This window comes from Flavobacteriales bacterium, from assembly GCA_016715895.1.
Lineage (GTDB): Bacteria > Bacteroidota > Bacteroidia > Flavobacteriales_F > PHOS-HE28 > PHOS-HE28.
On the sequence record JADJXH010000003.1, the window covers coordinates 248,736 to 273,453 of the forward strand.

23 protein-coding genes are annotated in these 24,718 nt (G+C 66.8%); 9 read left to right on the forward strand and 14 right to left on the reverse strand.

All coding sequences use genetic code 11. From position 1 onward, the window contains the following. The first annotated feature begins 243 nt into the window (after nt 1-243). Complete coding sequence (locus IPM49_01250; GenBank protein ID MBK9273150.1) at nt 244-1,986, forward strand: hypothetical protein; 1,743 nt, start codon at nt 244-246, stop codon at nt 1,984-1,986. Here the strand turns inward: IPM49_01250 and IPM49_01255 are convergent. Beyond that, on the reverse strand, nt 1,959-3,839 hold the full coding sequence (locus tag IPM49_01255) for a cation:proton antiporter (GenBank protein MBK9273151.1): 1,881 nt from the start codon (nt 3,837-3,839) through the stop codon (nt 1,959-1,961). The genes IPM49_01250 and IPM49_01255 overlap by 28 nt on opposite strands. A 3-nt stretch (nt 3,840-3,842) precedes the next feature. Beyond that, nucleotides 3,843-4,439, reverse strand: coding sequence for an NAD(P)H-dependent oxidoreductase (locus tag IPM49_01260; protein MBK9273152.1), 597 nt, complete (start codon nt 4,437-4,439; stop codon nt 3,843-3,845). A gap of 97 nt (nt 4,440-4,536) precedes the next feature. Here IPM49_01260 and IPM49_01265 point away from each other — a divergent pair, with 97 nt between their 5' ends. The 4 genes from IPM49_01265 (at nt 4,537) to IPM49_01280 (ending at nt 8,643) form a co-directional block, all read left to right on the forward strand. After that, nucleotides 4,537-4,995 (forward strand): hypothetical protein, encoded by a 459-nt coding sequence (locus IPM49_01265; GenBank protein ID MBK9273153.1) that lies wholly within the window; start codon nt 4,537-4,539, stop codon nt 4,993-4,995. A gap of 2 nt (nt 4,996-4,997) precedes the next feature. Beyond that, on the forward strand, nt 4,998-5,537 hold the full coding sequence (locus IPM49_01270; GenBank protein MBK9273154.1) for a hypothetical protein: 540 nt from the start codon (nt 4,998-5,000) through the stop codon (nt 5,535-5,537). A 452-nt stretch (nt 5,538-5,989) separates the two neighbouring features. Then, nucleotides 5,990-6,571 (forward strand): 7-carboxy-7-deazaguanine synthase QueE, encoded by a 582-nt coding sequence (locus IPM49_01275; GenBank protein ID MBK9273155.1) that lies wholly within the window; start codon nt 5,990-5,992, stop codon nt 6,569-6,571. A gap of 116 nt (nt 6,572-6,687) precedes the next feature. Further along, nucleotides 6,688-8,643: a PD40 domain-containing protein gene (locus tag IPM49_01280; GenBank protein ID MBK9273156.1), complete on the forward strand. Its 1,956-nt coding sequence runs from the start codon at nt 6,688-6,690 to the stop codon at nt 8,641-8,643. Here IPM49_01280 and IPM49_01285 read toward each other — a convergent pair. Continuing rightward, a complete protein-coding gene (locus IPM49_01285) occupies nt 8,612-9,358 on the reverse strand; it encodes a phosphodiester glycosidase family protein (GenBank protein ID MBK9273157.1) in 747 nt (248 codons plus the stop codon). The genes IPM49_01280 and IPM49_01285 overlap by 32 nt on opposite strands. Before the next feature lie 36 nt (nt 9,359-9,394). Between IPM49_01285 and IPM49_01290 the strand changes: the two genes are divergently transcribed. Continuing rightward, a complete protein-coding gene (locus IPM49_01290) occupies nt 9,395-9,916 on the forward strand; it encodes a very short patch repair endonuclease (GenBank protein ID MBK9273158.1) in 522 nt (173 codons plus the stop codon). On the opposite strand, the gene IPM49_01295 is transcribed toward IPM49_01290, so the two are convergent. Together IPM49_01295 and IPM49_01300 are read right to left on the reverse strand one after the other, a co-directional pair. Next, entirely contained in the window at nt 9,847-10,155 is a 309-nt protein-coding gene (locus IPM49_01295) for a prolipoprotein diacylglyceryl transferase (GenBank protein MBK9273159.1), read from the reverse strand. The two genes, IPM49_01290 and IPM49_01295, sit on opposite strands and share 70 nt — an antisense overlap. A 73-nt stretch (nt 10,156-10,228) precedes the next feature. Beyond that, a complete protein-coding gene (locus tag IPM49_01300) occupies nt 10,229-11,338 on the reverse strand; it encodes a PD40 domain-containing protein (protein MBK9273160.1) in 1,110 nt (369 codons plus the stop codon). Between the two features lie 86 nt (nt 11,339-11,424). Between IPM49_01300 and IPM49_01305 the strand changes: the two genes are divergently transcribed. After that, a complete protein-coding gene (locus tag IPM49_01305) occupies nt 11,425-12,504 on the forward strand; it encodes a PA0069 family radical SAM protein (GenBank protein ID MBK9273161.1) in 1,080 nt (359 codons plus the stop codon). Here the strand turns inward: IPM49_01305 and thpR are convergent. Together thpR and IPM49_01315 are read right to left on the reverse strand one after the other, a co-directional pair. Beyond that, on the reverse strand, nt 12,452-13,003 hold the full coding sequence (gene thpR / locus IPM49_01310) for an RNA 2',3'-cyclic phosphodiesterase (GenBank protein ID MBK9273162.1): 552 nt from the start codon (nt 13,001-13,003) through the stop codon (nt 12,452-12,454). The genes IPM49_01305 and thpR overlap by 53 nt on opposite strands. A 3-nt stretch (nt 13,004-13,006) precedes the next feature. Continuing rightward, on the reverse strand, nt 13,007-13,285 hold the full coding sequence (locus IPM49_01315; protein ID MBK9273163.1) for an acylphosphatase: 279 nt from the start codon (nt 13,283-13,285) through the stop codon (nt 13,007-13,009). Between the two features lie 96 nt (nt 13,286-13,381). On the opposite strand from IPM49_01315, the gene IPM49_01320 reads away from it, so the two are divergent. Further along, nucleotides 13,382-17,077: a PQQ-dependent sugar dehydrogenase gene (locus IPM49_01320; protein MBK9273164.1), complete on the forward strand. Its 3,696-nt coding sequence runs from the start codon at nt 13,382-13,384 to the stop codon at nt 17,075-17,077. 2 nt (nt 17,078-17,079) lie between these two features. On the opposite strand, the gene IPM49_01325 is transcribed toward IPM49_01320, so the two are convergent. Both IPM49_01325 and IPM49_01330 read right to left on the reverse strand, forming a co-directional pair. Then, the gene (locus tag IPM49_01325; protein ID MBK9273165.1) at nt 17,080-17,253 is read right to left on the reverse strand and encodes a hypothetical protein; all 174 of its coding nucleotides are present in this window, start codon (nt 17,251-17,253) and stop codon (nt 17,080-17,082) included. Nucleotides 17,254-17,361: 108 nt separating this feature from the next. Then, nucleotides 17,362-18,504, reverse strand: coding sequence for a hypothetical protein (locus IPM49_01330; GenBank protein MBK9273166.1), 1,143 nt, complete (start codon nt 18,502-18,504; stop codon nt 17,362-17,364). Nucleotides 18,505-18,542: 38 nt separating this feature from the next. Here IPM49_01330 and IPM49_01335 point away from each other — a divergent pair, with 38 nt between their 5' ends. Next, the gene (locus IPM49_01335; protein MBK9273167.1) at nt 18,543-19,202 is read left to right on the forward strand and encodes a phosphatase PAP2 family protein; all 660 of its coding nucleotides are present in this window, start codon (nt 18,543-18,545) and stop codon (nt 19,200-19,202) included. A 6-nt stretch (nt 19,203-19,208) separates the two neighbouring features. Here IPM49_01335 and IPM49_01340 read toward each other — a convergent pair whose 3' ends face one another. From IPM49_01340 to IPM49_01360, 5 genes are read right to left on the reverse strand one after another with little or no spacing between them, the layout of a single operon-like run. Continuing rightward, a complete protein-coding gene (locus tag IPM49_01340; GenBank protein MBK9273168.1) occupies nt 19,209-19,520 on the reverse strand; it encodes a hypothetical protein in 312 nt (103 codons plus the stop codon). A gap of 2 nt (nt 19,521-19,522) precedes the next feature. After that, complete coding sequence (locus IPM49_01345; GenBank protein ID MBK9273169.1) at nt 19,523-20,941, reverse strand: TolC family protein; 1,419 nt, start codon at nt 20,939-20,941, stop codon at nt 19,523-19,525. Then, a complete protein-coding gene (locus IPM49_01350; protein MBK9273170.1) occupies nt 20,941-22,332 on the reverse strand; it encodes an HlyD family efflux transporter periplasmic adaptor subunit in 1,392 nt (463 codons plus the stop codon). Before IPM49_01350 ends, IPM49_01345 begins: the two co-directional genes overlap by 1 nt. An 11-nt stretch (nt 22,333-22,343) precedes the next feature. Beyond that, a complete protein-coding gene (locus IPM49_01355; protein ID MBK9273171.1) occupies nt 22,344-24,023 on the reverse strand; it encodes an ATP-binding cassette domain-containing protein in 1,680 nt (559 codons plus the stop codon). After that, nucleotides 24,020-24,703 carry a TetR/AcrR family transcriptional regulator gene (locus IPM49_01360; GenBank protein MBK9273172.1) on the reverse strand — a complete coding sequence of 228 codons (684 nt, stop codon included), beginning with the start codon at nt 24,701-24,703 and terminating at the stop codon, nt 24,020-24,022. Before IPM49_01360 ends, IPM49_01355 begins: the two co-directional genes overlap by 4 nt. Between the last annotated feature and the right edge of the window lie 15 nt (nt 24,704-24,718).

A 24,718-nucleotide genomic window follows, 5' to 3' on the forward strand; every position in this document is an offset into this window, starting at 1 on the left:
GTCGGGACGTCCAGGCCGCTCAAAGTCGGTTCCGATGCGTGAACCCTGCCCGGTTGGCAGAACCTCGGGTTCCGCTGCTGCCTGGATGGCTTGATGGATGGGGACGGCCTGACCGATCGGCAGCGGGTGCGGGGGGCTTTTCGAGCTGTCGGCCCAGCCAGCTCCGTGTCGCCACGCTTGTTCCGGTCGGTTCGTTCATCCGCGTCTGCTCGCACGACTGAAGTACTTTCGGGCGCGGAGCCCATGCCTGACCCGATCCGCACCTTCATCCTCCGTTCGCTTCCGCTCGTGCTCTGTGTGTGGAGCGTCCACGTACGCGCGCAGGGCTGGACCTTCACCGGTGACGTCACGCCCACGTGGGAACAGGTGATCGATCGGTATCGGGCCCTGGCGGAAGGCCGACGTTCCGCGCGGTTGATGGAGATGGGCCGCGACGATGGGGGCCAGCCCATCCACCTGTTCGTCATCAGTGATGGGGGACCCTTTTCACCGGACAGTATCCACGCGCGCGGCCGCAGCGTGGTCTTCATCGTCAACGGCATCCACCCGGGCGAGCCCGACGGCATCGATGCGAGCCTGCTGCTGGCCCGGGCGTTGCTGGACAGCGACCAGCTGATGGGCCTCACGGCCAACACGGCCGTCTGCATCGTTCCGGTGTACAACGTGAGCGGCGCGGTGATGCGCGACACGGTGTTCCGTGTGGACCAGAACGGCCCGATCGAGCACGGGCAGCGGGCGAACGCGCGCAACCTCGACCTGAACCGGGACCTGGTGAAGGCCGATGCGCGCAACACGCAGGCCTTGGTGCAGGCGCTTCACCGCTGGGATCCCGATGTGCTCATCGACACGCACGTGAGCGACGGCGCCGACCATCGGTATGTCATGGAGCTGCTCACCACCCGTCGCGAGAAGCTCGATCCCGGTGTGGCGCGCTTCCTCGATCAGGTGCTTGTTCCTAGCCTGCAGCACTGGATGGACCGCAAGGGCATCGCCATGTGCCCCTACTTCGAGACGATGGCGCAGGTGCCGGACAGCGGGCTGATGGCCTTCTACGACGGTCCGCGCTACACCTCGGGCTACGCGGCGCTCTTCAACACCGTGGGCATCCTGGCCGAGAGCCACATGCTGAAGCCCTATGCGGACCGCGTGAACGCGACCTTCCAGGTGATGCTGGGCGTGCTCGGCGTGCTGGATGAGCACGGGGCCGAGCTGCGCAGGGCCAGGGCCGAAGCCGCCCGCAACACTGCCGCCGCCTCGGGCTTCCCGCTGCACTGGAAGCTGGATACCACCCGTGTTGAGCGGCTTCCGTGGAAGGGCTATGCGACGGTGTGGGAACCCAGCGCGGTGAGCGGCCTTCCGCGCCTGCGCTATGACCGTTCGCGCCCGGTGGACACCACCGTGCCCTGGTACGACACCTACATGTCCGGCCCGGTGCGGGACAAACCAGCGGCCTATCTGGTGCCGCAGGCCTGGCGTGAAGTGGGGCAGCGGCTGGCCATGGCGGGTGTGCGTTTCGAACGGATCATGCGGGACACGGTGCTGCGCGCCGAGGTGCACCACATCGCCGACCTGCGCACGGCGCGCGAGCCCTATGAGGGGCGTTATCTGCACCGCGACATCCGCACCACCATCGCGGTGGAGGAGGTGCATGCCCGTGCCGGCGACCTGCTCGTTCCCCTGGGCACACGCCATGATCGGTTCCTGATGGAGGTATTGGAGCCCGACGCGCCGGACAGCTACTTCGCCTGGGGCTTCTTCGATGCCATCCTGCAGCAGAAGGAGTGGTTCACCGACTACGTGTTCGAGGATGTGGCGGCGGACCTGTTGAAGCGCGACCCGTCCCTGCGCGCGGCGCTGGTGGAGCGGCGTGCGGCCGACCCGGACTTCGCGGCCGATGGATGGGCGCAGCTGGCCTTCGTCTTCCAGCGTTCGCCGTACATGGAACCGGGGCATCGCCGCTACCCGGTGGTGCGCGTGTTGCGCTGAGCGGCCGCGATGCCCTCGCGCAGTTCCTGGCTGTCCCAAGCGTGGTCGTGGTCGTCCAGGTCCAGGCCGATGTCCTTGCGCAGCAGCTCCTCCTGTTCGGCGATGGCGGCGCGCACTCCGGTGATGTAGTCCTGGGTGTCGCCCCGGCGGGCCGCCAGCTCCTTCAGGGCGGCCTCGTCGTAAGCACGGAACCGCAGCGCGGCCCGATGGGCGGTATGCGCACGGACGCCCAGTTCGCGCAGCACGTCGGCGCCGAGCCGAAGGGCGGTGTCGAGGCTCTCGCGGTAGATGTGGAGCGCACCCTGGTCCATCAGCTCGTAGGCGTCCATGCGGTTGCGGCTGCGCACGAGCACCTTCAGGTGGGGGAAATGCCGGTGAACGGTGTCCACCAGGGCCGGCGCGGCCTCCGGGGCGATGGCGCAGACCAGGAGTTCGGCCTCGTGCGCTCCGGCAGCTTCCAGCAGGTCGTGCCGTGTGGCATCCCCGTAATAGACCTTGAAGCCGAGCTTGCGCAGCAGGTCCACCTGATCGCTGTCGTTGTCCAACAGGGTGGCATGCACGCCGCTGGCGCGCAGCAGGCGGCCCACGGTGCTTCCGAAGTGGCCGAAACCGGCGATGATCACCCGGTTGCGTTCCTCCACGGCATCGGCTTCGCGCCCGGGGGCCTCGGTGGTGCCCACACGCGGAAGAAGCACCCGGTCGTTGAACAGCATCACCACCGGTGTCAGCGTCATGCTGAGCGCGGTCACCGCCATCAGCCCATCGGTCCAGGTGCCGTCCAGCAGGCCCAGCTGGGTGATGAAGGCCAGCAGCACGAACGCGAATTCGCCCACCTGGCCGAGGCCTGCGCCGAACAGCAGGTTCTGGTCGGTGCCCAGGCCCGCACGACGGCCGATGGCGAGCAGCACGACCGCCTTGGCCACCATCACCAGCAGGGTGGCGCCCACGATGAGGGCCGGGCGTTCGGCGATGAGGGGAAAGTTGATGGACGCGCCGACGGCCATGAAGAAGAGGCCGAGCAGCAGGCCCTTGAAGGGATCGAGGTCGCTTTCGAGCTCGTGCTTGTACTCGCTGTTGGCCAGCACCACGCCGGCCAGGAATGTGCCCAGGGCGGGGCTCAGGCCCACGGTCTCCATCAACAGGGCGATGCCCACCACCAGCAGCAGGGCTGAGGCCACGAAGAGCTCGCGCAGGCGCGTGCGGGCCACCACGCGCAGCAGCGGCACCACCACGGTGCGCCCCAAGCCCACGATGGCACCCACGGCCAGCAGCACCACCAGCGTGCGTTGCCAGCCCGGCAGCCCTTCGATCCACGAGCCCCCGGAGGCCACGGGAGCGGCGGCGGCCAGCAGCGGCAGCAGGGCCAGGATGGGGATCACCGCGATGTCCTGGAAGAGCAGCACCGCGAAGGAGCAGCGGCCGGCGGCGGTGTGTGAGAGGCCCTTCTCCTTGAGGCTCTGCAGCGCGATGGCGGTGGAGCTCATCGCCAGGGCGAGGCCCACCGCCATCGCGGCCTGCCAGGGCAGGCCGATGGCCATCGCCAGGGCGCCCAGCAGCACGGCGGTGATCGCCACCTGGGCACCGCCCAGCCCCAGCACCTGCCGGCGCATGCGCCAGAACAGTGCGGGCTCCAGTTCCAACCCCACCAGAAAGAGCATCATCACCACCCCGAACTCGGCGAAGTGCATGATGTCCTTGCCCTCCTCCCCGATGAAGCCCAGGAGGAAGGGGCCGATGAGCACGCCAGCGAGCAGATAGCCCAGCACACTGCCCAGGCCCAGGCGCTTGGCCACCGGCACGCAGAGCACGGCCGCCCCCAGGTACACCACCGCATCAGCAAGGAAGGAGGCCATGGATCAGGGGATGGTGTTGAGCAGGTGATGCTGGTCCGTCGTACCGGTCATCCGATCCAAGGTCAGCGTGCCGTCCGCCCACCCGTGCAGCATCCGTCCATAGCGGTGCGCGATGCGCTCCAGCTCGGCATCGCCCAGGCGATGGGTGCCTTGCGCGGCGAAGGGCGGGGCCCAGTGCATGCCGCACAAGGTGGCCGTGCGCTTCAGCGGAAGCAGGAACTCCGCGAGCGTGTGGCCGTGGAATCCGTCGGCGGTATAGGCCTCCGGGCCCCCTCCGGTGGTCACCACATGGAACTGCACCTTGCCGCGCAGGGCCGTGCCGCCCGGTCCATAGGCCCAGCCGAAGGCGTACACCAGGTCGATGTACTGCTTCAACAGCGGGGGCACGCTGTACCAGTAGAACGGATGGTGTAGCACCACCACGTCGTGCGCCATCAGCAGGTCCTGCTCCATCTTCACGTCCACCTGCATGTCCGGATACAGCTCATACAGGTCGCGCAGGGTGATCCGTTCGGACACAGGCATGGCCTTCAGCAACGCGCGGTTGGTGCGGCTGCGCTCGAGCCGGGGATGGGCGAAGAGGACAAGGACGCGGGGCATGCGGTTGCAAGTCTAGCACCGGCGCGGGTCTGTCCGCCGTCAACACGGTGACCCGTGCCGCTGGTTACCTTGCCGGACCCTGACCCGAACGGACATCATGGACCGAAGGAACGTGAAGCAGCAGGTGATCGACGGCGCGCGCCGCCGGTTGCAGGAGGCCATTGCCGAACACCGCGAACGGCTGGAGGACCTCCGGTCCGTGACGATGGAGAACGACCTTGCGGAATCCGCCAGCCAGAGCGAAGGGCGCCGCGGTGCCGACGTGGAGCTGATGAACGGACTGGGTGAGCAACTGGAGCAGTTGGAGCGGGACATGGCCCTGCTGGGTCAGGTGGAGGCCGGTGCCATCCACGAGGTGGTGTCCTTCGGTTCGGTGGTGCATACCGACCGGCGCGACCTGCTGATCGCCACCAGCGTGGAGGAGTTCGAGGCCGCGGGCCGCACCTACCTGGGCCTGTCCGTCAGGGCCCCGCTCTACCAGGCCCTCAGCGGCAAACGCGTCGGCGAACAGGCCACCGTCAACGGCATCACCTATACCATCCGCGACATCCTGTGAGCATGGAACTGCACGACATCAGCATCGGGGCCCGCGTGAAGCACCCGACCCTGGGCGTGGGCGTGGTCTACGACATCGATCCGCGCACCGTGCACGTCTTCTTCCGCGAGCACGCTGAACAGCCCATCAGCCGCAGCTTCGAGGGGCTGGTCACCATCGCCCCGGGCGTGGAGATCGGCCAGGAGCCGCTCGATCTGGAGCATGTGAAGGACGCCCTGCGCGAGGTGCTGGAGGAGCTGCAGATGCCGCAGCGCCCGGTGAGCATGGCCCGCCGGTACGAAGGAGGGGTGATGGAACTGCGGCCGAAGGACCCCACACTGAAAAGCAAGGAAGTGCCCATCGACGACTTCTTCCACAAGATCGTCATGATCCGGGACCGCTTCCGCGTGCTGGAGCAGAAGATCAACGCCCACGCTGCGCTCAGCGAGGCGGACAAGGTGGAGCTGCAGCAGTACATCACCCGCTGCTACGGCAGCCTCACCACCTTCAACATCCTCTTCGAGGACAAGGAGGATCACTTCGTGGGGCAGAAGGGCGACTGATGCCAGGCGTGCATCCCGCCAGGGCGGGAGAGGTCACGCCCCTGTGTTCCCTCCCGGGAGTTCGTGTTGCAGGAACGGTCGCAGGTGGTTGCGGAGATGACTTTTCAACCGGTGGTTGCAGAAGGCTGTTCGCGCGCTATACATTCGTAGCGCAGATGCGTTCTTTCTCAGCCGTGCGCTGATCAACGACCAGCCCACACAGGCCTATAGTCTCAGAACCAACATTATTTGCTCAGGGACGGAAGATCCAAAGGGCAAAGGCGGGCCGCGCATCTCCTTCGGGCGATGATGCCTCCGGGCACAACGCGGATTACTGACCCCTTTCTGTCCGACCCGCTCATGTGATCCATGGGTTCTTTGAACTTCGGTCCTGTGTGGGCTTTTTTTGTCCTGCCGTGAACGCCTCCATCACCACCCGCGCGGAACCCACCGCGGCCACGACCTATCCGGTGATGGAGATCTTCCACACCGTGCAGGGCGAGGGGCTCTACAGCGGTCAGGCGGCCTGCTTCATCCGGCTCGGAGGCTGCGATGTGGGCTGTGTCTGGTGCGATGTCAAGGAGAGCTGGGACGCCACGGCGCATCCACGGCGCACGGCGGCGGACCTGGCGGCCGAGGCGGACTCGCATCCCGCCCGCATCGTGGTGGTCACCGGCGGGGAGCCCCTGATGCACGACCTGAAGCCGCTGACCGATGCCCTGCGGGCCCGCGGCCTTCGCACCCACCTCGAGACCTCCGGTACCCACCCGTTGACGGGCGATTGGCACCATGTGTGCTTCAGCCCCAAGAAGTTCAAAGCACCCGTGCCCGGCTTCCACCGCCTTGCCCATGAATTGAAGGTCATCGTCATCAACCGCCACGACCTCGGTTGGGCCGATGCGCATGCCGCCCAGGTGGACCCCGGTTGCGCGCTGTTCCTTCAACCGGAATGGGAGAAGCGCGAGCGGGTCATGCCGATCATCGTGGAGAAGGTCATGGCCGATCCGCGATGGCGCATCTCGCTCCAGATCCACAAAACCCTGAACATCCCTTGATCCCTTCTGCAATGCCTGTGCACGAGTGGCGAGTGGCGAGTTCCTGCGCCCAAGCCCTGCGCACCGAGTGGCGAGTGGTGAGTGCCTGCGCACGCTGCCTTCCCACCGAGTGGCGAGTGTGGTGCCTGCGCCTCGCAGTGCTCACACTCGCCACTCCATACTCGCCACTCGCCACGCTTGCCCAACCCCCCGGCGGCTACACCACCAAGGAGAGCAAGGCCATCAAGCTGTACCAGGACGGGCTGGACGCCATGCACGCGCGCAAGTGGGACGCGGCGGAAGGGAGCTTGAAGAAGGCGGCCGCCTTCGACGAGCGATTCGTGGAACCGCGCTTCGCACTGGCCGAGCTGTACGACATGAAGGGCAACGATCCGGAGGCCATGAAGTGGTACCGAGAGGCCATCGGGATCGCCCCGCGCTTCTTCCCGAACGCCTATCTGCATCTGGCCGACATCGAGTTCCGCAACCAGGACTTCGCTGCGGCGGAGGGGCATTACAAGAGCTACCTGGAGCTGGAGGATGAGCCGGTGCGGCGGCAGCGCGCCAAACTCGGGATGGACAACTGCACGTTCGCGGCCAAGGCCATCCTGCAGCCGGTGCCCTTCGAGCCGAAGAACATGGGCCCGGCGGTGAACTCACCCAACGCCGAGTACTACCCCTGCGTCACCGCCGACGACCGCACCCTGCTGTTCACGCGCGACCTGCCCGATGGGGCTTCGCCATGGGGGCACCAGGAGGACTTCTACGTGAGCACCCGCGATGAGCATGGCGCGTGGACCCCGGCCCGGCCGGTGGCCGGGGTGGTGACCCCGGCGAACGAAGGGGCCGGCACCCTGTCGCCGGACGGACGCTTCATCATCTTCACCGCCTGCGCGGGCATCGACGGCGACTACGGGGCCGGGCGCAAGGGTCTGGGCAGTTGCGACCTCTTCATCAGCCGGCGCATCGGCAACCGCTGGAGCCCGCCGGACAACCTGGGCGCGCCCGTCAACTCGCGTAACTGGGAGAGCCAGCCCAGCCTGGGCAGCGATGGCCGCACGCTCTACTTCGTCCGTGGCATGCAGGCGCGCGACGGCATCCAGAACATGGACATCTTCGTCACCCGGATCCAGGACGACGGCACCTTCAGCGCACCGGAGAAGCTCGGGCCGCAGATCAACACACCCTTCCAGGAGGAGAGCGTGCAGATCCACCCGGATGGGCGCACCTTGTACTTCAGCAGCAACGGCCATCCGGCCTTCGGCGGGCTGGACATCTTCGTGAGCCGTAAGGGCGAGGACGATGTGTGGGGTCCCGCGCTGAACCTGGGCTGGCCCATCAACAGCGGGGGCGACGAGAACAGCCTCCTGGTGAGCGCCGATGGGCGCATCGCCTACTTCGCCAGCGATCGCGCCGGGGGGCTGGGCGAGCTGGACCTGTACAGCTTCGAGCTCTACCCCGAGGCCCGGCCCGAGGCGGTCACTTACATCCGCGGCGTGGTCACCGACATCACCAACGGCAAGCCGGTGGAGGCTGATGTAGAGCTGTACGACCTCACCACGGGCAAGCTGGCCACGGCGGCCTACAGCGATCCCAGCAACGGCGAGTTCCTGGTCTGTTTGCCCACCGGCCGGGACTATGCCCTGAACGCCACCGCCGAGGGCTACCTCTTCTTCAGCGCCAACTACAGCGTGGCGGCGGCGAAGGACGGGGTGCCGCCGGCGCTGGAGGCGAAGCTGAGCCCGCTCACCAGCGGCAGCAGCATCACCCTTCGCAACATCTTCTTCAACACCGCCAGCGCGGAACTGCTGCCTGCCAGCAACACCGAGCTGGACAAGCTGCTGCGGCTCATGAAGGCCAATCCGTCCATGCGGATCGAGGTGGCGGGCCACACGGACAACGTGGGCGCCGATCCGGACAACCAGCGGCTCAGCGAGCAGCGTGCGGCGGCCGTGGCGAAGTTCCTCACCAGCTACGGCATCGACGCAGCGCGGGTGACGAGCACAGGGTACGGTGAAAGCCGACCGGTGGCCAGCAACGAGACGGAGGAAGGGCGCGCGCTCAATCGACGGACGGAGGTGCTGGTGAAGTAGGGACCGGGATCCCCTGGTCCACCACCGCCACCATCACCCCCAGCACGCCGTCCATCTGTTTCAAGCCCTCCTCGGGGATGTACGCGCGGCTCACGGCGCCATCGAAGTAGAGCGCGTGGGTGCAGCCCTGCTCCTTGAAGTGGGTGGCCAGGTCGAAGAAGTTCACCGGTTCACGGCTGATCACAAAGAGCAATTGGCCATCGGGTCGGATGCCCACGCCATTGCGGATGTGCAGGTTGGTGCTGCCCTGCCGGAACTGGGCGTTGATGGTGCCGTCCACCAGCAGCATGGGACCGCTCTGCGTGGCGAACCGCGGCGTGGGTGCCTGCTTCATGGCCTGTGTGGTGCGCACGAAGGCCTTGCCATCGGCCTCGATGCCGAAGACGCCGTTCGGCTGCATGGTGAAGTTGCCGGTGCCACCGGTGGCCGTGTTCAGCTTGTGCAGCTCCCGGCCCTCCTCCACGTACAGCCCCACCGGCGCCTGCTGCGGGTCGTACATGCCGCCGTTCATGGCGAAGCGAAGGGTCCTTCCGGTGCGCTTCAGTTCCTGCTCCAGGGCGCCGATGTTCCCGAGCACCTGTCCCTTGGCGTCCTTCCAATGCAGGGTGATGACCTCCTTCCCGGGGTCCACCCAACGCTGGGCAAAGCGGCTGTCCTGGGCGGGCCGCGGTGCAGCGCTGAGCAAGAGGGGGAGGAACAGCAGGACCGTGCGCATGGCCGAAAGCTACCGCCGGCTGCACAGCTTTGCAGCGTGTCCCCCCGCACCTACCTCCGCGACGGCCGCGCGCCCGTGCCCAGGGACCCGCGCGTGAGCGCCACCATGAGCCGCATCCGGGCGAAGCACACCGGACCGGAGCTGCTGGTGCGCAAGGCCTTGCGCGAGTTGGGACTTACGGGCTACCGCCTCCACTACGCCAAGGCGCCGGGAAGGCCTGACATCACCTTCGTGGGCCGCAAGGTGGCGGTGTTCGTGCACGGCTGCTTCTGGCATGGCTGTCCGCATTGCCAACCCCGCCGGCCCAAGACCCACGCCGGTTTCTGGAATGCGAAGCTCGACCGCAACAGCGAACGCGATGCCGAAAAGGTCCGGGCGCTGCAGCAGGCGGGCTGGACGGTGTTCACCCTGTGGGAGTGCCGGGTGAGGAAGTCGGTGGGGAAGGAGGTGGGGCGGGTGATGCGCCGTCTGGCAGGCGGGCCTGCGGTTCAACGCGGACGGCGGCCGAAGAGCCGGCCGAAGAAGCGCTTCTCGAAGGCCCAGAAGAAGCGGAACTGACCGAAGATCGCCCCGTAGGCCAGCAGCAGCACGTTGTACACGGGCAGGATCAGCAGGTAGTACAGCACGGTGAACACCGCGCGCTGTTCCCCTCCGGTGAACCAGGCCACCACGGGCCGCTTGAGGAACATCACCGTAAAACCGGTGCAGGCGAACACGACGAGGATGATCAGCACCCGCGACGGGCTCACGTTCCACCGCGTCGCCAGCCGATCGATCCAACCCCTGCGCTCGCTCATGCCCAAGGCGCGAAGATCGGCGCGATCCCCCAACGCACGACCGGTCCCGACCCGGCGGGATGGGCACATGCCCTCAATCCTTCCACTCGGCCAGAAAGAGGTTGGTATCGCGCGTGCCGCCGTTGTTGCGGTTGCTGCTGAACACAAGGTGCTTCCCATCCTTGGTGAACACCGGGAAGGCATCGAAGGTGTCGCTGGTGGTGAGGCGCTCCAGACCGCTGCCGTCCACGTTGATCAGGTAAAGGCTGAAGGGAAAACCGCGCTCGGAGAGGTGGTTGCTGGCGAAGATGATCTTGCTGCCGGAGGGATGCCAGTACGGGGCCCAGTTGGCCTTGCCCAGGCTGGTGATCTGCCGCGCATCGCTGCCGTCGGCGTTGGCCACGAAGAGCTCCATGTTGGTGGGTTGAACCAGCCCCTTCTTCAGGAGGTCGGTGTACTCCTTCACCTCCTCGGGGGTCTTGGGCCGGCTGGCGCGCCACACCAGCTTGCTGCCGTCCGGGCTGAAGAAGGCCCCGCCGTCATAGCCCAGTTCGGTGGTCACGCGCTTCACATCGCTGCCGTCGATGGCCATGGTGTACAGGTCCAGGTCGCCATCGCGCGTGCTGGTGAACACGATGCGGTCGCCCTTCGGGCTCACCGTCCCTTCGGCATCGTATCCGGGGCTGTTCGTCAGCTTGCGGCGGATGCCGCCCTGCAGGTCGCTCACGTAGATGTCGAAGCTGTCGTAGAGCGGCCAAACGTACGCGCCGCCCGGCTTGCGCTCGGGCACCGGCGGACAGCCGGGCCCGGCCTCGTGCGTGCTGGCGAAGAGCACCAAGCTGTCGCCTGGCAGGAAATAGCTGCAGGTGGTGCGCCCCCCGTTCACGCTCACCTTGGTCGGTGGCCCCTGCTTCAGGTCGTCGGTGAAGGGGTTGAACCAGCGGATCTGGTCGCAGCTATCGCCCCACGCCGGATTGGTCACCTGGAACACCAGGCGGTCGTTGGCGAAGCTCCAGTAGGCCTCGGCGTTGTCGCCGCCGAAGGTGAGCTGCTTGAGGCTCTTGAAGTGGGTCTCGCCGGGCAGGATGAGCGCGGTGTCCGCCGAGGCGGTCAGCGTGTCGGCCGGCGGCGGCGCCTGGTGGTCGGTGGGGGCGGTGCCGCAGCCCAGGGCTGCCAGCGGGGCGAGAAGAAGTATGCGCTTCATCAGGGTGGTCGGAACGGGGCGCGAAAGTAGTGGGCTCGCATGGGGCGCACGTCATGCGACCGCAAGGCCCATTACCTTCTCACCCGATGGATGACGGGAAGGTCGTCAAGGGTCGAGGCGCGGACCGCCAGGTGGCGAACCGCTTCCTGCGGCACCACTACGGTGTGGCGGACTGGAGCGGCATCGACGAGCCCGAACTGGGGGTGGATCAGGCCACGAAGCTGCTGCCCACCTTCCCGCGCAGCATCCTCAACCGGGTGGACAGTCCGGACCTGCCCTTCACCTGGAGCCTCAACCCCTACCAGGGCTGCGAGCACGGCTGTAGCTATTGCTACGCCCGGCCCACGCACGAGTACTGGGGCTACAGCGCGGGCTTCGATTTCGAGCGGGTGATCCTGGTGAAGCGCGAGGCTCCGGTGCTGCTGGAGAAGGCGCTGCGCGCCTCCGCGTGGAAGGCCGAGCCCATCATGCTCTCCGGGGCGACGGATCCCTATCAGCCGGTGGAAAGGCAGGAGCGGTTGACGCGGGCCTGCCTGGAGGTGTGCGCGCGCTTCGGGCAGCCCGTGAGCGTGATCACCAAGAACGCGCTCGTGCTGCGCGACATCGACCTGCTGGCTGAAATGGCCCGTGAGCGCCGGGCGGCCGTGGCCATCAGCCTCACCACCCTGAACGAGGACCTGCGCCGTGTGCTGGAGCCCCGCACGAGCACCGCAGCGAACCGGCTGAAAGCGATGGAACTGCTCGCTGCGGCAGGTGTCCCGGTGTACGCCATGATCGCGCCGGTGATCCCGACACTGAACGAACCGGAGATCCCCGCGTTGCTGCGGGCCGCGCGGGATGCGGGCGCCAGCGGGGCCGGCTACACCGTCCTGCGCACCAACGGCCCGGTGGAGCCCATCTTCCGCGCCTGGCTGCAGCACCACTTCCCCGAGCGTGCCGCCAAGGTGATCGCCCAGACCAGCGCCTTGCACGGCGGACGCATGCACGATGCCCGCTCCGGTGTCCGCTTGCGCGGCGAAGGCCCGTTCGCGCTGCAGATCCACCGCCTGTTCACCGTGATGCGTCGGCGCATCTTCGGGCAGAGCAGCTTCCCCGCGCTGGACAGCTCCGGGTTCAGGCCTCCGCCGCAGGGGCAGCTGGAGCTGTTCCCGACAGGGGAAGGGTGAGGAGCGCCGAATACCGCATGCCGACGGGTTCGCGCCGGCTCTCGTAGAGCGCCAGTCGGTCCACGCGGAGGTCTCCCGGCACGGTGCGCTCCACGATCGGCGCAGGCGGTCGGATCGTGCTCCGCGCCAGGGTCACGTGCGGCCAGAAGGGCTCACGGTCGTCCGGCGGCAGGTCGAGGGCGTGGGACAGCCGCAGATGCAGATCGCGGTGGGCGCCGTACGGGGCGGACCGCAGCCAGATCATGCCCGGCTTTTCCGCAGGCATGGTGCACAGGATCGAAGCGTTCAGCACGTACGGTGCCGTGGAGGCACAGACCTGGTGCAGCATGGCGGTGACCGCGTCGACCTCCGCAGGTCGGCGCTCGCCGATGAAGCGCACGGTGAGGTGCCAGCCGGCCGGGTGGGTCGGTGCCCAGCCGGTGAGATCGAGCCCGGTCAAGAGGCCGCGAAGGCGATGATGCCAGGTGTCGGGGATCGGTGCGGCGATGAAGAGGCGCATCGGTCAGCGGCGGATGACGAAGTCCGCGGTGTGCTGCACGGGTTCAGCGTGTACCTCCACGGCGGTGACCCGGGCGAGGGGAGGGCCCTGCCGGCACCAGGCCACGAAGTGGTCCACCGCTTCCTGCGGACCTTGCGCTGCGGCCTCCACGCGGCCATCGGGCAGGTTGCGCACCCAACCCGTGAGGCCCAGGCGGATGGCCTCGTCGGCGGCGTGCTTGCGGTACCACACGCCCTGTACGGTGCCCTGGATCAGTAGGCGGACGCGGACCGGGCTGGACATGGGGTAAAGATCGCTTGACTTGTGGGCGACGATCGAAGTAGATTCGTCGGCATTTTCGATCATTTGGTCGAAAAACCACCCGTTAGCACCCCGACCATGAAGCAGCTCGTTCTCCGCACGGTCATCCTGTGTTCCTCCCTCCTCGCCGCGCTGACCACGCCCGCACAATCCGTGCCCTCGGGCTTCGCCGATGTGCTGGTGATGGGCGGATGGAACGCCCCGCAGGGCGCTGTGTGGGACGCCAACGACCGGATGTACGTGTGGGAGAAGGCGGGGAAGGTGTGGATCGTGGAGAACGGCGTCCGGCTTCCCAACCCGTTGATCGACATCAGCCCCGAGGTGGGCGACTGGCGCGACCATGGTTTCCTGGGCTTTGCGCTGGATCCCAACTTCCTCTCGAACGGATACATCTACTTGCTGTACGCCGTGGACCGCCATCACCTGATGAACTTCGGCACGGGCAGCTACAACGCGAACACGAACGAGTACTTCAATGCCACCATCATGCGCCTGACGCGCTACACGGCGGTGGGGCCCACGTTCAACACGGTGAACTACGGCAGCCGGCTGGTGCTGCTGGGGGAGAGCCCGTCCACGGGCGTGCCGCTGCTGCATGAATCGCACAGCACGGGCACCATCATGTTCGGCACGGACGGCACGCTGCTGGTGAGCGTGGGCGATGGGGCGAGCTACTCCAGCACCGACGTGGGCAGCGCCTCGGAGACCTACTGGCAGCAGGCCCTGACCGATGGCATCATCAGGCCGGCGGAGAACGTGGGCGCCTTCCGTTCGCAGATGGTGAACAGCTTCAACGGCAAGATCCTGCGCCTGGACCCGGCCACGGGGGATGGTCTCGCGTCGAACCCGTTCTGGAACGCGGCCCAGCCGCGGTCGCCGCAGAGCCGGACCTGGGCGCTGGGCCTCCGGAACCCCTATCGCTGCACCTTGCGACCCGGTTCGGGCAGCACCGATCCCGCCGCGGGCGATCCGGGCACCATCTACATCGGCGATGTGCAGTGGAACACGTGGGAGGACATGAACGTGTGCTACGAAGGCGGGATGAACTTCGGATGGCCGCTGTTCGAGGGCATGACCCCGCTGAACAGCTACATGAACACGCTGACGTACAACATGGACGCCCCCAACCCACTGTACGACGGCATCAACTGCACGATCCCGTACCTCCGCTTCCAGGACCTGTGCAAGCAGGACACGCCCATCCACCTGAACGGCCATCCCAACCCGTGCAACAGCGGGGTGCAGATCCCCAACACCATCCACAAGTTCTACCATGCCCGTCCGGCGATCGACTGGCGGCACGGACAGAACTGGGCGCGTACGGCCACCTTCAACGGCAGCACGGCCACGGCGACCGACCTGAACGACCCGAACTCGCCGGTACCGGGCCCCATGTTCGGCGGCTACGCCTCCATCGGCGGCACATGGATCAGCGGCAACGGCTGGCCGGCAGGCTATCAGAACGTGTACTTCCACGCGGACTACCCCGGTGCCTGGATCAAACGGTTCGTGTTCAATGGACAGGACCAGCCCTTGAGCGGCCATGACTTTGGCTCGAACCTGGGCGCCATCGTGTGGGTGGGTGAGGGTCCGGACGGCTGTCTGTACTATTCGAACTACGCCACGAACCAGATCCGCCGCATCTGCTACACGTTGGCGGTGAACCTTCCGCCCGTGGCGGTGGCCTCGCAGGACGTTCAGTACGGACCGGGACCGCTCACCGTGCAGTTCACGGGCAGCGCCTCGTACGATCCGGAGTCGGGTCCGCTGACCCACCTGTGGAACTTCGGCGATGGCCAGACCAGCACGGCCGTGAACCCGAGCCATGTGTTCAACGCGCCGCCCAATACCCCCACGAGCTACACGGTGACCCTGACGGTGACGGACAACAACAGCCAGACGAACCAGACCACCCTGCTGGTGAGCGTGAACAACACGCCGCCGGTGGTGAACATCACCAGCTTCGCCGATGGGGGCACCTACCCGGTGGGCGTGGACACCACCTACCTGCTCGAGGCGGCGGTGAACGACACCGAACATGGCCAGGGCCAGCTCACGTACGCCTGGCGCACCACGTTGCACCACAATACCCACACCCACCCCGAGCCCATCGATGCAGCCCCGGTGACCAGCACGGTGATCAGCGGGGTGGGCTGCGACGGGGAGACGTACAGCTACGAGGTCAAGCTGACGGTGACCGATGCGGGTGGATTGAGCACCACCGATACCCACTGGCTGTATCCGCGATGCAGTGCGATCGCACCCATCGCGGTGATCGGAACGAACGTCACCATCGGCGCCGGTCCGCTGAACGTCCAGTTCAACGGGGAGGCCTCGCACGACCCCGGCACCATCGTGAGCTACTTCTGGGACTTCGGCGATGGCACCACCAGCACGCAGATGAACCCCGCGAAAACCTTTACGGACACGGGGGACAGGACGGTGACCTTGACGGTGACGGATGATGACGGGCTGACGGGCCAGGCCACGGTGGTGATCACGGTGATCACCCTGGACCCGCCGCAGTGCATCGGGGCCTCCGGCAGCGTGCTCCGCCAGTACTGGAGCGGCATCTCGGGCTCCACGGTGTCCACCCTGGTGGCCAGCCCGAACTATCCGGACAACCCCACGAGCACGAGCTACCCCACGAGCTTCCAGGCCAATTCGATCCTGTACGGCAACAACTACGGCACGCGCATGCGTGGCTACATCCTGGCCCCGACCACCGGCACCTACGTGTTCACCGCCGTATCCGATGATGAGTCGATCGTGTACCTGAGCCCGAACGCCGATCCCCGCTACAAGCAGCAGATCTGCTCGGTGCCGGGCTGGACGAACGAGGCGGAGTTCACCAAGTATCCCCAGCAGACCAGCGCGGGCATCACCCTGCAGGCGGGCATCTACTACTATGTGGAGATGCTGCACAAGGAAGGCTCCGGCGGCGACCACCTTGCCCTGTACTGGCAGACGCCGACGAACAGCACGCGGACGATCATCCCGGGAAGCGTGCTCTCGCGCTGGCAGGACTGCCCGCCGAGCGTGAACCTGCGGGCGGTGCTGCAGGGCGCGTTCGACACCCAGGCCAACCTGATGCGCGACGCGCTCCGCACCAATGGCCTGATCCCGACCACCGAGCCCTTCACTGCGCTCGGGTTCACCCACGCCGGCGGTGGCGGAGGCGAGACGGTGGGCGCCGGCGTGCTGGCCACCACCGGCGCGAACGCGGTGGTGGACTGGGTGTTCGTGGAACTGCGCAACAAGAACAACCCGGCCCAGGTGGTGGCCACGCGAAGCGCCCTGCTGCAGCGGGATGGCGACATCGTGGGGACCAATGGCCTGCCCCGACTGCTCTTCAATGTGGCCACGGACAACTACTACGTGGCCGTGCGTCACCGGAACCATCTGGGCGTGATGACAGCGACCAGCACGCTGCTGAACAAGGACCAGAAGCTCGTGGACCTGACCCTGGGCACCACGCTGGTCCATGGCACGGACCCGCGGGCGACGCTCTCCAACGGCAAGCTTGCGCTGTGGTCCGGCAACGTGCTGCGCGATGCACAGCTGAAGTACGCCGGTGCGTCCAATGACCGTGACCCGATCCTGGTGCGCATCGGTGGCACAGTGCCTACGGCGACCACCAGCGGGTATTGGAGCGAGGATGTGAACTTGGACGGTGTGGTGAAATATGCCGGCTCGTCCAATGATCGCGATCCGATCCTGTTCAACATCGGAGGCACGCTTCCCACCGCGGTGCGGCTGGAACAGCTGCCTTGAGCTCAGCGGACGGTCCCTGTGCGGCGCTGACCTAGGGCCATCAGGTAGGCTTCGAGGCGCTGGCCCCGCTGTTCGCTCAGCACGCGGTCGAGGACCGTGCGGGTGCGATGATCAAGGATGCGTCGCACGGAGCGGTCGCCGGTGCGGTCGGTGAAGCGTTTTCCTGTGGTGGACATGGGTTCGGCTGTGAAGACGAAGGTGCCCCTCCATGCATGCCGCATCCTATACCATGATCGGGGGAGCCGCTGGCCGAACGATGCACCGGGGATCGTGAACGACGCCGGTCAAAGCCCCTGTGCGTTCTTCCTCACCACCAGCAGCTGCAGGCCCGACGCGTCGAAGCTGCGGCCCACCGCCCAGATGCCCGACGCATCCTCACGGATCCCGGTCAGCTGCTCCTCCTGGCCTGCGTCGTAGCGTCGTTCCCAGACCGGGGCGCCCAGGGAGGTGCAGCGGATGAGCATCGCATCGGTGGAATGGTCGAGGCCCACTTCACCGGCCACCAGAAGGTCGCCGTTCACCGCCTCGACCAGGGCGAAGGCCCCGCGTGCGTCCACCGTGTCGCCGATGGCCCTTGTCCACAACGTGTCGCCATCGCTTTCCAGGGCCATCAGCCACACATGGTCCTTGCGCCTTCCCAACTGATCGGTGCTGCCGTAGCTGCCAGTGGTGCCGGCCATCACGTAGGTGCCGTTGGAGCGCCGGATCAGGGCCCGGCCGACGTCGTTCGCCACGCCACCCCAGCTCGACGCCCAGAGCACGTTCCCAGTGGCGTCCACCCCGATGTAGAACGCATCGCTCTCTCCGCTGAAATTCATCTGCCGGCCGGTCACCAACGCTCCGCTCGCATCACCGGCCACGCCCAGGCCCTCCTCGTCGAGCGGACCGCCCTCCACGGTCGTCCACAGCAACGCACCGGCCGAGGAGACGCGGCCCAGCAACACATCGTGCGAACCGCTCGTGTTGTCGATCCCCGTGATGTACAGTCCGGCACCGCCCCCTTCGGCAGCGTCCATCACCTGCTGGTCGTACGGCGCGGCCTCGGTCAATACCCACTGCACCGCGTTCTGCGCGGTGATGCGCACCACCAGCAGGTCGTGGTCGTCGCCACCGTCGGGAATGATGCTTCCCACCAGGTATCCACCGCCTCCCGAAGCGGGAACGAAGGCCTGGCCGAAGACCCTCCCGGCCAAGGGCAATGGCACGGACCCGGTGACCTGGCCCGTCCCGTTCATCGCTACCAGGGTCGCGGTCCGCTCATGATCGGCGTTCAACGCGGATACGCCCACCACCATGCCCGGGGCCTGTGCAACGGCACCCAGGCCGAGCGACCCCGCTGTTCCCCACCGCGTCTCGAACGATTGTGAACGGACCGGTGATGTTCCGAGGATGCACAGGAGCGCGACGGAAAGGGCGGGGGAACGCATGCCCGAAAGTAGCACCCCGCCTCGGTTAGTTTTGGCCCATGGACCGATCGAGGAACGTCTCCGCCTTCGTGGGTGCGTCCATCGTGCTGGCGCTTCCAGCAGCGATCGCCGTCTGGCGCACCGAGCAGGTGGCGCTGCACGCGGCGGTGAACCGGTGGCATGCCCCGTGGAGCGATGCGCTGTTCAGTGTGGCCACACATCTGGCGGACGGGCTGGTGCCTGCTGCGGTCGCCGTGATCCTGCTCTTCGTGGGCACCTGGCGGACCTTCTTCATGCTCGGACTGAGCACCGGTCTGAGCGCCATCGTGGTGCAGGTGCTCAAGCGCCAGGTGTTCGCGGACCACGACCGTCCGGTGATGTTCGCGCATGACATGCCGCTGCTCCACCTGGTCGACGGGGTGACGATGAACCACCATTTCAGCTTCCCTTCGGGCCATGCCACCTGCGCCTTCGCCATGAGCCTGGCCTTCGCGGTGATGGAGCGCGGTCCGCGCCGTGCTCCACTATGGGCGGCTGGAGCGGCGATGCTGGCGTTCAGCCGGGTGTACCTGTCGCAGCACTTCACCGAGGACGTGCTGGCCGGAGCCACATTGGGCGTCGCCACGGGCGTCCTGGTCTGGACGGTGCTGTATCGTTCGGCGTGGGCCCGTGCGCCGTGGCTCGATCGCCGGCCCTGGCCGACAGGCCGAACCCGATGAGCCTGTCTACACGGGTCGCACGAGGCGGAAGAGGTGCTCGGTGCTGGCGGGGTCCAGGCTGGTGACCGCTTCCGCCCAGGTGCGGACGAGGCGGTCACCGAGCACGGCCTGGGCATGTTCCTCCACCTGCCGGTACAGCAGGGCCTTCGTCATGCCGCTGAGGTGGACCAAGGGTGTGTCGATGATCGCATCGCCAACAGGCTCGATCTCCGTGTGCTGCTCAATGGTGAGGAAGAGGGCCAGCTTGGCGCTGTATAGGGAGCGGGCCAGTGCGATGGCGTCGGCCTTCTCGCGGGTCAGGAAGGAGATCCTCAACATGATCAGGGGGTTTGTCCGGTGAGTGAACGCCACAGGACGCCGGCCTCCAGGTCGGTGGCGAACCAGGCCTTGCGCAGTTTGGCCTCCAGTTCCACCTGCTTGATGCGGGCCTCCAGCAGGGCCACTTCGCGGGCGTTGACCAGAAAGAGCGAGCTCTCGCCCACCTCGAAGCGGCGGTTCTCCCCTTCGAGCAGGACCCCGTAGTTCCGCACCGTCAGCGCACCGAGGTCGGTCTGCTGCCGCAGGGTGCCCGTTTCGTTGGCGCGTTCGGCCACCCGGTTGGCGATCACCGTGCGGTCCCGTTCAAGGCCCAGCTCGGCCTCCGTCACCCGCAGCCGGGCCAGGCTGAGCTCGCCACGTTCGCGCCGCAGGAGAAGGGGCATTCGAAAGCCGACGCCCCATTGCTGGTCGCCACCATCCAGCCACGGCCCACCCTCGCCGCTCAGCCGGCGCGCATCGCCCAGCACCATGTACTTCAGGTCGAGCTGTGGACGGAGCATCTCGGCACGCAGCCGGCGGTCCACCTCCAGTTGGTCGATGCGTGCCCGCGCCTGCAGCAGCAGGGGGTGCGCCACCTCGGCGCGGAGCACGAGGCTGTCCGCGGAGGGTGCACCGTCCGGGCTCGCAAGGTCGCTCTCCATCGGCCGCGTGGTCGGGTCCAGCTCCAAGGGGCGCAGGGCCGGGTCCCAGAGGTGGTTGGAAAGGCGCAGGGCGGTGTTGCGCACGTTCAGTTCGGCCTGGGCGAGCCGCATCTCGCGGTCCTGTAGTTGCAGGAAAGCCTCCAGCGTGTCGATGGCGGGCCGGTCGCCTCCCCGCCAGCTGCCACGCACGAAGGTGTTCCGATCGCGGGCCAGCTGCACCGCCTCCTGCGCGATGCGGAGCGCCTGGTGCGCGGCCACCCAGTCCACATGATCGGCCAGGGCCGCGTACAGCACGGCGTTGAGCATCTGTTCCTGTTCGGCGAGCGCGGCGTCCTGGAAGGCCTGTGCGCGGCGGAGCGCGGCCCTGCGCTGGTCCATCAGCAGCCCCTGGCCCAGGGCCAGGCTGACCCCGGCCTTCATCAACCCGTCGTTGGGTGTGGACAGCATGGGGTCCAGCAGGTCGCCCGTGTTCTCCTGGAACCCGGCGAGCACCTCGATGCCATACCATGTGGGGACCTTCAGCCCGACATCGAGCAGGCGGAAGTAGTCCTTGTCATCGAAGGTCTTCTCGTCCAGGTCGGCCTGCACCACGGGATCGAAACCGCCGCGTGCGCTGCGCACCGAGGCTTCACCCAGCTCAGGGCGCAGCGCGGCCTGGCGGGCCACGGGGTGGTTGTCCAGCACCAACTTCACCAACGCCTCCCGGGTAAGCACGGGCGATCCCGGCTGGGCGAAGGCCGCCCACGGTGCCAGCAGGGCGATGGAGAGCGCTGCACGCATCATTTGGACGACTCGGCCTGGGCGGTGGTCCCGCCTTTCGACGAGGAGTTGTAGGGCGTGGAGGGTTCCAGGTAGAGGTCCGGCGGGAAGCCGTTCAACTGTCGCCAGAGCTCGTACCAGATCGGCACGTCCTGGAGCAGGGCGAAGCCGATGGCACCGCTGCCCACGCGGAGGGCCTCGGGCCAGGCGGTGTCCGAGGTATCGGGGCCGACCAGGATCCGATACTTGCCGTTCGGACTGATGGAGTTGTCGATGGCGACCACCTGGCCCCCGAAAGTGCCATAGCTCGTGTTGGGCCATCCGCTGAACACGATGCTCGGCCAGCCGTCGAACATGAAGCGCACCTTGTTGCCCGTGCGGATCAGGGGCATGTCCATCGGGCGGATGTAGAGTTCCACGGCCAGGTCGAAGTGGGCGGGCATCAAGGTCACCAGGGGTTCGCCTTCCTTCACCGTTTCACCGAGGCCCTGGCGGACGGCCTTGGTGATGTAGGCCCGCTGCGGGGCGGTGATGAAATAGAAGCCGGAGCGGACGCTATAGTTGGCATAGTCGTTCTGCAGCTTGGTCACCTCCCCCTCCGTGGTGTACATCTGGCTGAGGCTGGCGTACTTCTCGCTCTCGGCCTTGCTCAGCTTGTCGCGGTAATCCTGCCGGATGCCGTTCAGGTCGAGCTGGGCGTTGAGCAGTTCGTTCCGGCTGTCGAGCAGCTTGTTCTCGGCATCGATCATGGTGGCGTTCGCGCGCTGCTCGTTCACCCGGCGGCGTTCGAGCTCCACCATGCTCAGCAGGCCCTCCTTGAACTGCTCCTCGCCGCGCTTCAGCTGGTCCTGGGCGACCTTGATCTCGGTGCGTGCCGCCACCACGCGGATGCTGTCGCTCTGCACCTTCAGCACGGCCTGCTTGATCTTGTTGCGGGCCTGTTCCAACTTGATGGTGAGCGCACCGCTCAGCGCGTCGATCTGTGCGTCCAGGCTGTTGACCTTCTCGGCATAGCTGCGGGCGGTGGCCTCCTTGGCCATGATCTGCTCCTGGGTGCGGTCGAGCAGTTTGGGGTCCATGTATTCCGGCTTCACCTCGCTGAGCCGGAGGATGGTGTCGCCCCGCTCCACGAGCTGGCCTTCCTGCACGTACCACTGCTCGATCCGGCCGGCGATGATGCTCGGGATGGTCTGTGGACGTTGCTGTGGGGCCAGGCTGGTGACCACACCGCGCGCCCGGATGTTCTGGGTCCACGGCAGGAAGAGACCGGTGATGAAGAGGATGAGCGCGAACGCGGTGAGCCGGCCGAAGAACTTGCCGGCGCGCGCGGGCAGCACTTTCCTGAACGACTCGAAGCTGGTCCGGTCCAGCTCGGGTGTGGCGCACTCGGGGGCGGGGGAGATGTTCAGCATCGGGGGGCGGCCTAGGCGTGGTGGTGTTCAAGGAGGCGCCCACCGGCCAGGTGGACATGACGTTCGCAGCGGGCCTGCACCGCGGGGTCATTGCTCACCAGCACCAGCGTCCATGGCGCCTCCCTGGCAGTGAGCTCGCCAAGCAGCGCATCGCGGTCGGCCACGTCGAACATGGCCAGGTCGTCCTCGATCAGCAGGAGGCGCGGCCTGGAGGCGAGGCATCGGGAGAGGATGACCCGCTTGACGAGCGAGCGGGGCAACCGGGTCCCGTTCGGGTCCAGGGGCGTCATGAGGCCCAGGGGCAGGCGGGCGATCTGGGCGGCAAGGCCGGTGCGTTCGGCGGCAGAGCGCACGTCCTCGGTGGTCACCCAGGGACGGCCCATGGTGATGTTGTCCTGGATCGTCCCGCTGAACACCTCATCCTGGTTCAGGCTGTCCCCCATCATGCTGCGCGCATGGTCCAGGTCGAGGCTGCCCAGCGGATGCCCGTCAAGGACGACGGTGCCGGCCGTGGGGAGCACCAGGCCGCCGATCATCTGCAACAGGGTGGTCTTGCCGCTGCCGTTGGGTCCGCTCAGGCACACTTTCTGACCGGCGGGAATGGTGAGGTCGATCCCGCCGAGCACGTCCTGACCGGTCCAGGGCGAGCGGAAGGCCACGCCATGGAAGGCGACCTCCATCCCGGTGGTGCCGTCGGCTGAAGCCGGGATGTGGACCTGACCTCCCTGTTCGAGCGGCAGGTCGGTCACGTTACCGATCTTCTCCAGCGCGGTGAGCACGTCGTAGATGGCCTCGATGCTGATGGTGAGCTTCTCCACGGCGGCCATCACCAGCAGGATGATGATCTCGGCCGCGACGAACTGGCCCAGGTTCATCTGTTCGCCCATCACCAGGAGACCTCCGAGGATGAGCAGGCTCACGGTGATGATGACCTTGAAGAACACCATGGCGCCATACTGCTGAAGGAGGACCTTGAAGTGGCCGTTCCTCGCCTGGAGGTACTTGGCGGTGATCTGGTCGGTGCGGTCCAGGGCCAGCCGGGTACGACCGGCGAGCTTGAAGGTGTTCATGTTGCGACCGAGCTCCTCCAGCCAGAAGGCCACCTCGTACTTGTACTTGGACTCCTCGAGGCTGGTGCGCAGACCGCGCATGCCGGTCCAGCGGAAGATGGCGTAGAGCAGCGCGACCAGAAAGAGCCCGAAGGCGATGAAGAAGGGGTGGTAGAAGGAGAGGAGGACAAGGCTCAGCACGATCTGCAGCGAGGCCACCGGCACGTCGATGAGCACCTTGGTGAGGCCTTTCTGGATCGTGAGGGTGTCGAAAAAGCGGTTGACCAGTTCCGGCAGGTAGCGCCCCTTGACCGCTTCTGAGCGCAGGCGGGGCAGGCGGTAGGCGAAGTCGAAGGCGCTCCTGGCGAACAGGCGCTGTTTGATCGTCTCGCCGATGGTGAGCTGGAGGATCTGCATCACCCCGGCGAAGGCCACCCCGACGGTGACGAAGGCGATGAGCACCCCCCAGCTGGTGGCGATCTGCCCCCCGCTGATGAGGTTGATGATGGCCTGGATGCCCAAGGGGAGCGTCAGGTTGATGGCGCCGCTCACCAGGGCGTAGAGGTAGATATAGCCCAGCTCCCGCCGGTCCATGCTCAGCAAGCGCACGAGCCGCTGGAAAGGGGTGATCAGTGTGCTCATGTGCGGGGGCGGTGTGCGATGGAGGCCTGGGCGACGTGGAGGAGGAAGTCGGCCGTGCGGTCCTTGCGCCCGAAGCCGGAGAGCCCGGGGATGTGCTCGTGGAAGAAGTGCAGGTCGAGGGAACCCTCGGCGATGGTGCAGGCCAGGGCTGCCGGGAACGGATGGTCGCGCCGCACCACGAGGATGAGCTCACGCAGCCGGTCGCACAGCCGGCCGAACGAACTGAAGTGCCCGTCACGCCCGCGGGCGTCCACCTCCTTCACCAGGTAGGCCTTCGGGCTCTCGGCCTTGGCGATGCGGTACAGCGCGCGCAGGTCCACGTGGTTGAAGGCACCTCGTTCCTCCACCGGCTCGGCGAGCGATCGGATGGCCCGCTCAAGGAGCTGCTTCGGGTCGGGGATGTTGGCCGTGTCGAACACGAGCTTGTACTCGCGCCAGCTCCAGTACCATCCGATCAGGTAGACCAGGAGCAGATGCTTGTTCTCGAAGTAGCGGTAGATGGAGCTTTCGGCCGTGCCCAGTGCATGCGCGAGCTTGGCGAAGGTGAACCGCTCGAAGCCGAGCTCATCGATAAGGCCGATGGACCGTTCGATGATGCGCCGCCCGAGGTCGGTGGTCGCGGGGTCCTTCAGGAACACGCGTTCCTGCACGTGCATGTCCAGCTGGGCGAGTCGTTGCATCGGGTGCGATGTTGA

What these genes read in the sequence shown, in the direction of transcription:
- IPM49_01270 (MBK9273154.1), top strand. Translation starts at nt 4,998, where the DNA reads ATGGAACTGCACGACATCAGCATCGGGGCCCGCGTGAAGCACCCGACC.
- IPM49_01320 (MBK9273164.1), top strand. Translation starts at nt 13,382, where the DNA reads ATGAAGCAGCTCGTTCTCCGCACGGTCATCCTGTGTTCCTCCCTCCTC.
- IPM49_01265 (MBK9273153.1), top strand. Translation starts at nt 4,537, where the DNA reads ATGGACCGAAGGAACGTGAAGCAGCAGGTGATCGACGGCGCGCGCCGC.
- IPM49_01360 (MBK9273172.1), bottom strand. Translation starts at nt 24,703, where the DNA reads ATGCAACGACTCGCCCAGCTGGACATGCACGTGCAGGAACGCGTGTTC.
- IPM49_01260 (MBK9273152.1), bottom strand. Translation starts at nt 4,439, where the DNA reads ATGCCCCGCGTCCTTGTCCTCTTCGCCCATCCCCGGCTCGAGCGCAGC.
- IPM49_01335 (MBK9273167.1), top strand. Translation starts at nt 18,543, where the DNA reads ATGGACCGATCGAGGAACGTCTCCGCCTTCGTGGGTGCGTCCATCGTG.
- IPM49_01315 (MBK9273163.1), bottom strand. Translation starts at nt 13,285, where the DNA reads ATGTCCAGCCCGGTCCGCGTCCGCCTACTGATCCAGGGCACCGTACAG.
- IPM49_01305 (MBK9273161.1), top strand. Translation starts at nt 11,425, where the DNA reads ATGGATGACGGGAAGGTCGTCAAGGGTCGAGGCGCGGACCGCCAGGTG.
- IPM49_01350 (MBK9273170.1), bottom strand. Translation starts at nt 22,332, where the DNA reads ATGCTGAACATCTCCCCCGCCCCCGAGTGCGCCACACCCGAGCTGGAC.
- IPM49_01275 (MBK9273155.1), top strand. Translation starts at nt 5,990, where the DNA reads ATGGAGATCTTCCACACCGTGCAGGGCGAGGGGCTCTACAGCGGTCAG.
- IPM49_01325 (MBK9273165.1), bottom strand. Translation starts at nt 17,253, where the DNA reads ATGTCCACCACAGGAAAACGCTTCACCGACCGCACCGGCGACCGCTCC.
- IPM49_01300 (MBK9273160.1), bottom strand. Translation starts at nt 11,338, where the DNA reads ATGAAGCGCATACTTCTTCTCGCCCCGCTGGCAGCCCTGGGCTGCGGC.
- IPM49_01250 (MBK9273150.1), top strand. Translation starts at nt 244, where the DNA reads ATGCCTGACCCGATCCGCACCTTCATCCTCCGTTCGCTTCCGCTCGTG.
- thpR (MBK9273162.1), bottom strand. Translation starts at nt 13,003, where the DNA reads ATGCGCCTCTTCATCGCCGCACCGATCCCCGACACCTGGCATCATCGC.
- IPM49_01340 (MBK9273168.1), bottom strand. Translation starts at nt 19,520, where the DNA reads ATGTTGAGGATCTCCTTCCTGACCCGCGAGAAGGCCGACGCCATCGCA.
- IPM49_01295 (MBK9273159.1), bottom strand. Translation starts at nt 10,155, where the DNA reads ATGAGCGAGCGCAGGGGTTGGATCGATCGGCTGGCGACGCGGTGGAAC.
- IPM49_01355 (MBK9273171.1), bottom strand. Translation starts at nt 24,023, where the DNA reads ATGAGCACACTGATCACCCCTTTCCAGCGGCTCGTGCGCTTGCTGAGC.
- IPM49_01285 (MBK9273157.1), bottom strand. Translation starts at nt 9,358, where the DNA reads ATGCGCACGGTCCTGCTGTTCCTCCCCCTCTTGCTCAGCGCTGCACCG.
- IPM49_01330 (MBK9273166.1), bottom strand. Translation starts at nt 18,504, where the DNA reads ATGCGTTCCCCCGCCCTTTCCGTCGCGCTCCTGTGCATCCTCGGAACA.
- IPM49_01345 (MBK9273169.1), bottom strand. Translation starts at nt 20,941, where the DNA reads ATGCGTGCAGCGCTCTCCATCGCCCTGCTGGCACCGTGGGCGGCCTTC.
- IPM49_01255 (MBK9273151.1), bottom strand. Translation starts at nt 3,839, where the DNA reads ATGGCCTCCTTCCTTGCTGATGCGGTGGTGTACCTGGGGGCGGCCGTG.